At 57.6% G+C, this 10,579-nt stretch carries 13 protein-coding genes; 3 read left to right on the top strand and 10 right to left on the bottom strand.

Translation table 11 applies throughout. The features are described from left to right. Both EPN31_RS09100 and EPN31_RS09095 read left to right on the top strand, forming a co-directional pair. A partial coding sequence (locus EPN31_RS09100; protein ID WP_291772234.1) for an integrase core domain-containing protein occupies positions 1–232 on the top strand: 232 nt, incomplete at its 5' end. Between the two features lie 262 nt (positions 233–494). Then, positions 495–1,472, top strand: coding sequence for a helix-turn-helix domain-containing protein (locus EPN31_RS09095; protein WP_291772232.1), 978 nt, complete (start codon positions 495–497; stop codon positions 1,470–1,472). 247 nt (positions 1,473–1,719) lie between these two features. Here the strand turns inward: EPN31_RS09095 and EPN31_RS09090 are convergent, their stop codons facing one another. Further along, positions 1,720–1,971, bottom strand: coding sequence for a helix-turn-helix domain-containing protein (locus tag EPN31_RS09090; protein WP_291772229.1), 252 nt, complete (start codon positions 1,969–1,971; stop codon positions 1,720–1,722). A gap of 863 nt (positions 1,972–2,834) precedes the next feature. On the opposite strand from EPN31_RS09090, the gene EPN31_RS09085 reads away from it, so the two are divergent. Beyond that, positions 2,835–3,071: a YdaS family helix-turn-helix protein gene (locus EPN31_RS09085; RefSeq protein WP_291772226.1), complete on the top strand. Its 237-nt coding sequence runs from the start codon at positions 2,835–2,837 to the stop codon at positions 3,069–3,071. A 36-nt stretch (positions 3,072–3,107) separates the two neighbouring features. Here the strand turns inward: EPN31_RS09085 and EPN31_RS09080 are convergent, their stop codons facing one another. The 9 genes from EPN31_RS09080 to EPN31_RS09040 all read right to left on the bottom strand — a co-directional run bounded on the left by EPN31_RS09080 (position 3,108) and on the right by EPN31_RS09040 (position 10,320). Next, positions 3,108–3,830 (bottom strand): sulfite oxidase heme-binding subunit YedZ, encoded by a 723-nt coding sequence (locus EPN31_RS09080; RefSeq protein WP_291772223.1) that lies wholly within the window; start codon positions 3,828–3,830, stop codon positions 3,108–3,110. Between the two features lie 8 nt (positions 3,831–3,838). Further along, positions 3,839–4,807: a protein-methionine-sulfoxide reductase catalytic subunit MsrP gene (gene msrP, locus EPN31_RS09075; RefSeq protein WP_291772249.1), complete on the bottom strand. Its 969-nt coding sequence runs from the start codon at positions 4,805–4,807 to the stop codon at positions 3,839–3,841. A gap of 72 nt (positions 4,808–4,879) precedes the next feature. Further along, positions 4,880–5,740, bottom strand: coding sequence for an anti-sigma factor (locus tag EPN31_RS09070; protein WP_291772220.1), 861 nt, complete (start codon positions 5,738–5,740; stop codon positions 4,880–4,882). 9 nt (positions 5,741–5,749) lie between these two features. Further along, positions 5,750–6,265 (bottom strand): RNA polymerase sigma factor, encoded by a 516-nt coding sequence (locus tag EPN31_RS09065; protein WP_291772217.1) that lies wholly within the window; start codon positions 6,263–6,265, stop codon positions 5,750–5,752. Between the two features lie 15 nt (positions 6,266–6,280). Next, positions 6,281–6,721 carry a nuclear transport factor 2 family protein gene (locus tag EPN31_RS09060; RefSeq protein ID WP_291772213.1) on the bottom strand — a complete coding sequence of 147 codons (441 nt, stop codon included), beginning with the start codon at positions 6,719–6,721 and terminating at the stop codon, positions 6,281–6,283. Between the two features lie 88 nt (positions 6,722–6,809). Then, positions 6,810–8,219 carry a heavy metal sensor histidine kinase gene (locus EPN31_RS09055; RefSeq protein ID WP_291772210.1) on the bottom strand — a complete coding sequence of 470 codons (1,410 nt, stop codon included), beginning with the start codon at positions 8,217–8,219 and terminating at the stop codon, positions 6,810–6,812. Further along, entirely contained in the window at positions 8,216–8,887 is a 672-nt protein-coding gene (locus tag EPN31_RS09050; protein WP_291772207.1) for a heavy metal response regulator transcription factor, read from the bottom strand. Before EPN31_RS09050 ends, EPN31_RS09055 begins: the two co-directional genes overlap by 4 nt. Before the next feature lie 51 nt (positions 8,888–8,938). Further along, on the bottom strand, positions 8,939–9,247 hold the full coding sequence (locus EPN31_RS09045) for a high-potential iron-sulfur protein (protein ID WP_291772204.1): 309 nt from the start codon (positions 9,245–9,247) through the stop codon (positions 8,939–8,941). 65 nt (positions 9,248–9,312) lie between these two features. After that, positions 9,313–10,320, bottom strand: a complete 1,008-nt coding sequence (locus tag EPN31_RS09040; RefSeq protein WP_291772201.1) for a cytochrome D1 domain-containing protein — start codon at positions 10,318–10,320, stop codon at positions 9,313–9,315. Between the last annotated feature and the right edge of the window lie 259 nt (positions 10,321–10,579).

Here is a 10,579-nt window from a genome sequence, read left to right as displayed (position 1 = left end):
CAGCTACGGCCTGCGTCAGGAGTTCATCACGCCGCATTGCCCGCAGCAGAACGGCATGGTCGAACGGGTCATCAGAACGCTTAAAGAACAATGTGCTCATCGGCACCGCTTCGAATCCATACAGCACGCCAGTCGCGTGATTGGTGATTGGATACGCTTTTACAACCACCAGCGCCCACACCAGGCGCTGGCCATGAAAACCCCAGCTGAGGCATTTGCATTAGCCGCATGAACTGAGCAGGAAGTGCTGGGTCATTACACGATCGCTCTGCCCCCTGCCGGCTCAGCGGCGGCGGGAAGAACTACTCGCGCCAGAGGATCAAATGCCCGAGATCATCGACCCCCCGGCTGGGCCGGAGGGTGAGCTGTGGGGCGAGGGTGATGGCCTCCTTCTAGCAAGGGCGCTGTTGCCTTCTAGGTCGACTTAAATATTCCTCGTGCTTGTCTTCTGTGACTTATACGTATATTATTCGTATAAATCACAGAGATCAATAATGACACTCAAGATCAAGCAATGCCGGGTCAAGGCCGGCTTGACGCAGGCCAAGCTGGCGAAGGCCGTTGGCGTGTCTCAGCCCAACTATCAGCGCTGGGAAAGTGGGGTGGCACCGATACCCGAGGACAAGCTCAAGAAGCTGTCCAAGATCTTGGGAATCGAGGCTGATGTGTTGATGGGCACCCATAAGCCCATCGATGTCAGGCTCTACGACAAGTCCGCCGGCGAGGATCTGAACTATTACGGCGAGGTGGCGATTCACTTTCGAGGTGGCGGTAAGCCGGTACTTCTAGCGATTTCAGATGGTGCCTATATGCGTCTGTACGAGGATCTTCAACTGAACCCGGATTTCGTCACCGTCGAAGGCTTGGCCAACCAGACGCTCATCATTCGTACGCAAGCTATTGCTGACCTGTATTTCTCGAGTGAAGCCTATGATGATTACGGTCCCGAACATGGCCACTACGAAAGTTATGTGGACCTGCAAATGCCTGATCCGCGCGATTGGGAGATCGTGGAAGCATTTGCTAGCGACGGAGTAGGCCTGGAAGATTTCGCATCTGAGGATGTCCGGCGTGTATCTGAGCGAGTCATAATCACGGACGAGCAATATGAACGGCTCGTGGTCGACGGCTTGATTGAGCGGAAAGATCTAGAGTCGGAAAAAGCGAAGAACCAGGATGAGACAGACAAGATATTTGACCTAGCCACCTGTGTTACGTACCAACTCTCTAGCGGCAAGCTGCGAAGCGCGTACGTCGAAGATTCCGACGAAGAACTGTTTAGAGCATTCCAGCCGTTCCTGGAAATTTGTGGGGACGATCTGGCCGATGGCCTAATTCGGCTCCCAATTGCCGGCTGGCATCGCACCGCCTTCATCAATCCTCAAGCCATCGATTTTGTCAGACTTCCTACCCACATCCTGAACCGAGGGCGTACAGACGTCGAAGCAAAATTTCTAGATGAATTGAGGTAGCGCCACCGTTCCAGCCAACAAAAAACCAAACCTGTAGGGGTTGGGTTCAGGGCGGCTGGTGGCCCGGGGCGGAATCGAATCGCGGCCTGCAAGGCCAGTAATGGTGCGCTTCTGAGAATTAGATGGGAACTCCGGGGTACAAGCGGGGGTACAAGCCGGGGTACAAGTATTAAAAAACAACAGAAGAGGCTGAAAACGTCCTGTTGGTCGATTCCCACCTCGTCCGCCGCGCCGCCGCCACGCTGGTTTAACCCGCGACTGCCTTGTTGCGTTCGATGAGGGCATGCAGGCTGGATGCGGTGATGCCGCTGGAGCACTTGCCAATCTTGATCAGCACGAGCTCGCCATCGTTGACCAGCCGGTATATCGTGGATCGGGATACTCCCAGTTTGGCCTCTGCTGTGTGAATGCGGTACAGCAGTGCATCGCTGGCATGCTTTGGGGGTTGGTGTTGGGTAGCCGGGTAGCCGAAGATGTTCGGCAGTGCCTGTTCCTTCATTACTTCCTCCGTGTGACCTTGGAAAGCACCCTGCGAGCTACGGCCTAAGGTGCTTTCCAAAGTCGGCGCGTTCCGCGCCGTTGAGAGAACGGCTCGCCAAGATTCCGCGATGGGGGCCGCTTGCTTTGATCATTCCCAGTAGTGCCCGACGCTGTTCCCGCTGTTGCGGCTCGTCGGGTTGCTGGGAACTGCGGTCTTTTCCGCTGTCATCGTGGGATTACGTCGCCATCCCTGAGTGTGGGCGCCGTATGGGCGCTCCGGGCGCTTCCTCTGGGGAAGTCCCCGCCACATGTAGCCATCTGTGCCCCACGCGAGGAGCTGGCAGGAGGTGGCGGATTTCATCGATTTTGCTTCAACCCCGATGCCTTACAGGTTGCTGCGCAATCGCATGCCGCGTAATCGGGCAGGGCGCAGTATTCATCGCTTGTGGTTTGTTAAAGAGCGGACCTGCGTTGAGCAGTCATGGCCATTCTTATCAATTGCATAATCAATATCAATAGCCAATCAGCCGATTGTTTTTACAAGCAATTCAAGACTTTACTGAGGGATGACTGAGCTTAGCTGATCACCCATGCAAGAACGGTACAGCTCCCGGACAATTTGTTTATGCCTGTGACTATCGGGGCGCCTGCCGCTGCACATAAAATCAGTGGGGCTCATTGGGGGTCAGGAAAAAAATTTGACTCAGGGCGGTTCAGGTTGTCCCATGCGGCCGGTGTCACAGCCTGACGAGTCGTTACAACTTATCCTGGAGGTGCCGAACTTTGGCACCGGAATGTCGCACAAAGAACGAACGTGTCGTTACACCCACATAACTGATTTATCTTATAAAACCCATGTTGTTATTATAGTTATAGAAGCAAATGCCAGATTTTCAGCCTGTCCGTGACGCCTGTGAAGTGATGGGCGGGATGACCAAACTTGCCAACAAGCTGGGCATACCCGTCCCCGTGGTCAGCGGCTGGGCGGCTGGTACGCGGCCCGTGCCGATCATCCGTTGCGTGGAGATTGAGGAGCTGACCGGCGGAGAGGTCACTCGCAAGCAACTGCGGCCGCATGATTGGTGGCAGATTTGGCCGGAGTTACGGGGGGAGGGGTAATTCCTCCACGTTGTCAGCAGATTTTCCTGTTTGTTGTCATGAGCCGTGGTGACCCGTTTTGCGCTGGAGCGGAAGCGACGGCGTTCGTGGAGTCATCCTTGTGCTGGACGTGTTCATGGTCTTGGCCCGCAGCAGCCACGCTATACGTGCCGCGAATAACACAAGTAGCACCAAGGCATATAACTGTGGCTCAAAGAAGTCGTTTTTTCCGGCGCGCATCCAGATGAAGTGCCATACTGACAGGACGGCGGCAGGGTAGACAAGCCGATGCAAGCGTGCCCACCACCTACCCAAGCGGCGCATCCAGCCATGCGTAGAGGTGATAGCCAGGGGTGTCAGGAAAAGTACCGCGAGGGCCCCTACCCCGATGAAATCACGCTGCCAGAGATCTGCCCACATGGCTGCGGGCACTGCCCCACGATCCCAGAGCGCCCAGGCGATGACATGCAGTGACGTGTAGAAGAATGCATATAGGCCAAGCTTGCGGCGGTGACGCATGATGCCGTTCCATCCCGTGATTCGCCGGATCGGTGTTACCGAGAGCGCTACCCAGAGCAGAGCCAGCGCCCAGATACCGCTGGATCGGGTCAGATACTCCTGAGGATTGGCGGTGAGTGCACCTAGATACCCAAGTACGATCCAGCGGAACACGGGGAACAGCCCGATTGCGTGGATGCACAAATCCAGCACAGGGCGCAACCTTGCTGTGCCGCCGGTCGGTCGACTCTGCTTGTGGTACTGCATATTACGATTTGGCATGAAGGACACTAGAAATTCCGGCGCAGATCCATGCCCCGATAGAGTCCGGCTACATCTTTCTCGTAGCCGTTGAAAGGTTGCGTCGGGATGCGAGATGCGAAAAAACCTGTGCCGATGCGTCTTTCGGTCGCCTGACTCCAGCGCGGGTGGGGCACGTCGGGATTCACATTGGCGTAGAAGCCGTACTCCTGCGGAGCGGCGCGCATCCAGCTTGTGGTCGGCTGTTCGCGTTGAAGGTGAATCCGCGCAAGTGATTTGCCCGACTTGAACCCGTACTTCCAAGGGATGACGATGCGCAGTGGGGCTCCGTTTTGTGCGGGTAGCTCGTGACCGTAGAGTCCGAACGTGAGCAATGTGAGTGGGTGCATGGCTTCGTCCATGCGTAATCCCTCTACGTATGGCCAGTCGAGAATGGGTTGCCGCACACCGGGCATGGAGTCAGGCTGCAGCGCGGTGGTGAAAACCACATACTTCGCGTCCTCCGTCGGTTCGACGTGCTTGAGCAGGTGCGAGAGTGGGTAGCCAATCCATGGGATCACTAGAGACCATGCTTCAACACAGCGTAGCCGGTAGACGCGCTCTTCGAGCGGCGCGAGCTTGCGCAGACTGTCAGTATCCAGTGTCATCGGATTTCGCACAGCTCCGTCGATCTTTACGGCCCATGGCGTCAACTGCATCCTGTGTGCATATTTTTCCGGGTCTCCCTTTCCTGTACCGAATTCGTAGAAGTTGTTGTAGCTGGTGATGTCTCGCCAGCTGTTGGCAGGTTCGTCGGCAGACCATTTGGCGTTGCGTGAGGCGAGTAGTGCAGGCCCTATGGGATCGTTGCTTGGCGTGGCGAGCGCTATCGAGGGCGTTCCCACAGCGAGTGGTGCGAGCGTTGCGCTTCTTAGGAACTTCCGCCGTCCTTGCCAGACGGACTCAGGGGTGATGCTGGATGGCGCAATGTCTGTTTTCCAGGGGTGGCGCATGAGGATTTTCCTGTGTTCTGTAGCGTTGGCAACGATGTGCTGAGTACCCGTACCCAGGATTCGTCGGTGCCCTGAGGTTTAGGGTGGATTTCCCTTCGCATTGGGGACTTGTGCCGCGATGCCTGGCGCTAGCTGGCGGTAGACAGCCGCAGAGATATTCGCAAGTTCAGTACGCCCCCCATAGGACGAAATCGCGTAGCCGAATGATCCGTCTATCCAGTAGAAGACGTTGATTGGGCCGTCCTGGGCGAATTGGAAGGCAGTTGTCGTGGTCTCGGGGCGACCCGAGTTCCTGGCCGATACCGCTGCGGGTGCCTCGTGTGCGACGTACAGAGTCAGGCGCATGCCTGCGCCGTTTTCATACATAAACTGGGCTACGGGCCCACTGCGACCCGGCAGCAGCCGCCCGCCTTCGAGGTGATAGCCCAGGGCCTGCAGCTTTGGGGGCTTCATTTGTGCGCCCATACGCTTAGAAAGCCAAGTGACGAGCTGATCTTCGTGCGCGGCAGCGATTTCTACCGGTCGGCGCAGGTCTGCAGCATAGACTGCGTGCGCCATCGCCGCGTGTTGCACAAGCTCCGTAGCCTCGGATGACGATGCTGCCATGTAGGTCGGCGTGGCGTGTTTGCCCCCGTCGTGAGCACCCCAACCAAGGGCCCCCGCAGTAATTGCGATGAGCACGCCTGCTGCAATTTGCTGCGGCATCCAACGGCGTTTGGGGAGGGCCGCCTGCTCCATCTTCTCAGGCAGCGGTTCGTTCGAGAGTAGTGGGAACAGGGCTCGCAGCTGACGACGCTGAATGATCCAGCCTGCGACGCGGCAGGCCGCGTCAGGGTGTTTGCGCAGGTAAGCGTCCACCTCCGGTAGCCGACTTGCTTCGAGCTGATCGTCCACCAACGCGTGCAGATCGTCTTCAGTGACAGGGGAATGTGGGATCATGGTAGCGGCTCACTTCACCCTTTTCAGCGGGGTGCCCCTGGTGTGGGTGCCGTCCATCAGGTCTCGCAGTCGCTCCCGAGCGCGCGAGAGTCGCGACATCACAGTACCCATCGGAATGCCCACGGTTTTTGCAACTTCAGCGTAGCTCATGTCTTCCAGTGCGACCATCAAGATGATCTCCTTTTGATCTGCGGGGAGTTGCTCCAACGCTGCCTTCAAGTCCAGCAAGGATGCGTGGGTGTCATGTGGCGTCGTAGTTGCGGCAGCGTCGGCTACGTCGTCTTCAAGCTGAACCAGCGTGAGTGTCGGCCGCCGCAGCTGATCGACGTAGAGGTTGTGCATCAGGGTGAAGAGCCAGGCGCGCATGTCCGTGACCTTGGGCCATTGGCCTGCTTTGGACCAGGCGCGCTCCAGTGTTGCTTGCACGAGATCATCTGCATCGTCGGGATGACGGAGCAAGGCACGTGCGTAGCGCCTCAGGCGCGGCACCCAGTCCAACAATCGGGCTTCGTTAGGCTCGGTCACGGAAGGTACGGTCGGTCAGTGGGCAGCGACCTTCAGTTTGGGGTCGATCTGCCACACTTCATTTACGATCTTGTCGTTACGATACGTGAGGATATATCGCACCTTGATGTCGGCCTTGCCCTTGAAGAGTACGTTGGCCGAGACCGTAGCCCCTTTTGGGTTGGCCGCTTGCTCAATGTCGTCAACGGTCAGCTTCAGCGGTCCCTGTGATTTCGCGAATTTGCCCCAGACGCCCTGGATCGACTCGTGTGTACTGTAGGTGCCGTCCAGAGGGCCGCCTACCCAAAGAAACTGGGTCTGATCGGCATAGCCGTGCATGATGGCTGCGACGTCTCCGCTTGCAATGGCTTGGAAGTGGGTGCGAGCCTCGTCCATAGGCGCGGCCTGGACAGCGCCTGCGATAAGGGTTGCGGCTATTGCGGCCGAGCCCATGGCGAGGGAAGTCATCTTGAACATAGTTACTCCTGTGCGGGGTTTATCAATCATGGGGTGACTTGTGCCGCGTCTGCGGCTGTCATAGGAGTAGACGGTAGCTACCTGCCGTTTATTCCACCGGGTGCGTCGGGAAATTCAGGTGAAATGTAATGCGCCCATCGCCGTGCGCCTCCGCTCGCGCGCTGCCCCCATGGATGTCCATGATGGCGGCTACGATCGCAAGGCCCAGGCCATTGGATTCTGCCGGGAGGCTGCGGGAGGCATCTCCGCGATAGAAGCGTCTGAACATGCGGTCGGCTTCCTCCTGTGTCACTAGAGAGCAACGATTTTCGACGGTGACCGTAAATCCCTCTGGGCCAGCGTGTGCTGCCAAGCTGATAGGGGTTCCGGCCTCACCATAGCGAATGGCGTTGATGGCGAGGTTATTGACAGCACGTTGGAACATGACCGGGTTTGCATAGCCGGTGCCGCTGGCTTTGATTCGGAAGGACATGTCTCGCTCGTCGGCCAGGCCTTCAAAGTATTCAGCGATTTTTTCCAATTCTTCGGAAAGCATGATGGGTCGGCATTGCAATGTGATGGCACTGTGGTCGACGCGCGACAGGAAAAGGATGTTTTCCACGATGTGTGTGATACGCGTCAGTTCTTCAAGGTTGGACGTGAGCAATGCCTCGTATTCGCTGGTGTTTCGTGGCTGTGTTAGCGCCACCTGGGTTTGCCCCATCAGGACGTTTACCGGTGTGCGTATTTCATGGGCGAGGTCGGATGAGAATTGGGAGAGATGCTCGTAGCCTGATTGCACACGATCCAGCATGGCGTTGCATGAATGGGCAAGCTGACGCAGCTCGGAAGGCATGTTTTCTTCCGGCAAACGGACGGTGAGATTGGCGGGTGAGACTTGCTTGGCGCGGTTTCTCATCACCCCCAGCGGCCTCAGGCCGCGCTTCAGAAGCAGGAACCCAAGTAGCGAACTCAGTAGCGCGGTGAGTACGATGGCGCCTATGACACGCAAGCGATAGGCAGCAAGCATGTGCGATTCTTGGGTCAGTACGTAGGCCGCCGTAATTTTGACTGGACTCGTCTGGTTCCCGACTTTGGCCAGCGCAGAAACCCAGCGCACACCGACCCCGTCGGCACGTATCCCATCGCGCAGTGCTCCGATGCCTACACTCTGATCCACGGGTACGGGCGTCAGCGGAGGCACCGTCATGTGATCGGGGTTGACGTCGATGAAAGGCTTCTCTCCCATGCGCTGGAAGATGCGCACGTCCTGCTCGTTACCCAGCATGCTCTCGAAGAGCGCGGGGCGTTCTTCCATTTGCCGTACGTTGTACAGATCCTGCAGCAGGGTTCGAAAGCGCTCGACTCTGCCGACCAGTGTGTAGTCTGCCCGTATTTCCAACGCCTGCTTTGCCGATGTGTACAAATAGAAGCCGAGGGCGGACACAACGACGCAAGAGATGATTGCAAAACCGGTGGCTGCACGTGCTGTCAGAGATTGCAGTGCCGGAAGCCTCATGACTGTTCGGAAAGCATATAGCCGATGCTGCGAACCGTTCGTATCAGCTTTTGATCGAAGGGAGCATCGATTTTTGCGCGCAGGCGCTTGATCGCGACGTCTACCACGTTGGTGTCGCTGTCGAAATTCATGTCCCAGACTTGCGAGGCAATGATCGTGCGTGGCAGTGCCTCACCCTGTCGGCACATGAGCAGCTGCAGGAGCATGAATTCTTTGTTCGTCAGCGAAATCGTGACGCCGCCCCGGGTGACTTTGCGCCGAATCGGATCCAGTTCGAGGTCAGCCAGTTTCAAAGTGCTGGGTTCATGCTTCACGCCACGGCGCAGCAGGGTCTGTACGCGTAGCACCAGCTCGGTAAAGGAAAACGGCTTGACCAGGTAGTCATCGGCACCGAGCCTCAAACCGTGGATGCGGTCTTCGACATGGTCGCGTGCCGTCAGGAAAATCACAGGCACGTCCGACGACTGCCGAACCTCCTCCATGACCTGCCAGCCGTCTTTCCCAGGCAGCATCACGTCCAGGATCAGAAGTTCATAGTGCTGCTCGCGGGCGAGGTGCAGGCCATCGACGCCGCTACGCGCCAGATCTACATGGTGGCCTGCTTCTGTCAGGCCTTTTTGCAGATAGTCGCCTGTTTTTATGTCGTCTTCAATCACGAGGATGGCCATGCGCAAGTCTCTGTCGCGAAAGGGCTATTTTATCGGCACAGGCCGTGATCTTCAGCCAGCGGCATAGGCGAGGCACCACCCCTTTGGGCTGATCGTACCCGCGACGACCAGGCAGGTACCCAGCGAGTCGCTCGTTGGTCCGGGGATGAAGTTGGCGCAGTTGGCGCAGAAGGATGCTCCGTCGGGATGATCTTGGTATTTGACCGCGGCTTTACTGGCTTTGCCCGAAGTCTCGGCCGCAAAGGTGCGGGAGTTGGCCAGCAGTGCTGCAAGTGGAAGCGCGGCTGCCGTGCCTGCGGTCAACGCCAGCTTGCGGAGCGCCTGGCGGCGCGGGATGACATGAGGGTGTGTGTGTTTCATCAGACTGTCTCGGTTCAGCGGTGGGGCGGCATTGCAATGCGTTGTCGCCCCACGGTTCGATGTGGCTAGTCGTTGCCCACGACGGAAATCCAGAAGGGTATTTCACCCCGGGTGGGGACTTGCTTGGCGACATCCAGTGTGTTCGCATCGATGACGGCGATCCGGTTGGTCCCGGTGACGGATGCATAGATCCAGTGCCCGTCCGCGCTGGCGCGAACGCCGTGGGGGCCTTGGCCGACGTCAATGCGTTTGATGACCTTCATGGTCTTGGGGTCGATAACATCGACGAGGTGGTCTGCAATCGCACCTGTAACGACGTACTTACCGCCCGGCGTGACGTCAATGCCGCCATGCCCCAACCCGACCGGGATGACCGCCTCGACCTTGCGTGAGGCGATATCCACCGCAGCGACCTTACCGACGAAGTCGCGCACCCAAAGTGTCTTTTCGTCCGGTGAAAGATCCAGATTGTGCGGCCCTTTGATGCCCGGTACAGGAATTTCATCGATTTTTTTCAGCGATGTCATATCCACCACCGCGACACCCGTGCCCCCCTGTAGGGTGACATATGCAATCCGGCTGTCGTGGGTGAACCGGATGTTGTGAGGCGTTTTTCCTACCTTGATCGTTTTGACCAGCTTTTTGGTTTTGAGATCGATGATCGAGACAGTATCCTCGCCGGCAGCCACAGCCATGCCCCAGTGCTCATCTGGGCTGATGGCGACGCCTTGAGGAACCTTGCCGATTTTATAGGTGGCAAGCTTTGTTCCAGTCTTGGCGTCTAGTAGATAGGCTTCTGGTTGATCCCTGCTGCTGACCATCAACAACTTGCCATCGGCCGAGATGGCATCGTAGTGGGCAGTGGGCAGGCCTTCCGTGTTCTTGGAAGTCGCCATTTCTTCCACGGCGTTGGCTTTGGTGAGTGTGGTGTAGACAGGTTGTGGAAAGAGCTCGGCGGATGTCGCTGCTTGCACGCCCGGGACGGCGGTGGAGAGTGCAAGGGCAATGGCCAGGTGATATGCGGACCAGCGAAAACGGGGGGATGAGACGTGCTGTTGATTGTTCAATGCCATCGTGACTCCTGAAGAGGGTTGGGTGCGACATGCCCAGCTGTGCTGCTCATGTGTAGTCGTGCCCTGCATCTTAGGGTTCACCTTCTGTCGGCAGCGTGACATTTTGATGACAGAATTGTCATGAAAATGAGGCCGTCACGTCCGATTTCTGGCGTTAGCCACGCAGAGTCTGTATCCGCGGTGACCACGTGTGGGTGTCGCCAGAGCCGCTGTAGGCAGAGTGGCTGAGTTGACCTTCCTGTTGTGTCAAGGTTTAGGC

The organism is Castellaniella sp. (assembly GCF_004321985.1).
Lineage (GTDB): Bacteria > Pseudomonadota > Gammaproteobacteria > Burkholderiales > Burkholderiaceae_B > Castellaniella.
Note: the sequence above shows the minus strand (reverse complement) of the source record. Positions and strands in the feature narration are given on the sequence as shown.

Coding starts and splice junctions, on each gene's coding strand:
- EPN31_RS09095 (WP_291772232.1), top strand. CDS start 495: ATGACACTCAAGATCAAGCAATGCCGGGTCAAGGCCGGCTTGACGCAG.
- EPN31_RS09090 (WP_291772229.1), bottom strand. CDS start 1,971: ATGAAGGAACAGGCACTGCCGAACATCTTCGGCTACCCGGCTACCCAA.
- EPN31_RS09085 (WP_291772226.1), top strand. CDS start 2,835: ATGCCAGATTTTCAGCCTGTCCGTGACGCCTGTGAAGTGATGGGCGGG.
- EPN31_RS09080 (WP_291772223.1), bottom strand. CDS start 3,830: ATGCCAAATCGTAATATGCAGTACCACAAGCAGAGTCGACCGACCGGC.
- EPN31_RS09070 (WP_291772220.1), bottom strand. CDS start 5,740: ATGATCCCACATTCCCCTGTCACTGAAGACGATCTGCACGCGTTGGTG.
- EPN31_RS09060 (WP_291772213.1), bottom strand. CDS start 6,721: ATGTTCAAGATGACTTCCCTCGCCATGGGCTCGGCCGCAATAGCCGCA.
- EPN31_RS09055 (WP_291772210.1), bottom strand. CDS start 8,219: ATGAGGCTTCCGGCACTGCAATCTCTGACAGCACGTGCAGCCACCGGT.
- EPN31_RS09050 (WP_291772207.1), bottom strand. CDS start 8,887: ATGGCCATCCTCGTGATTGAAGACGACATAAAAACAGGCGACTATCTG.
- EPN31_RS09045 (WP_291772204.1), bottom strand. CDS start 9,247: ATGAAACACACACACCCTCATGTCATCCCGCGCCGCCAGGCGCTCCGC.
- EPN31_RS09040 (WP_291772201.1), bottom strand. CDS start 10,320: ATGGCATTGAACAATCAACAGCACGTCTCATCCCCCCGTTTTCGCTGG.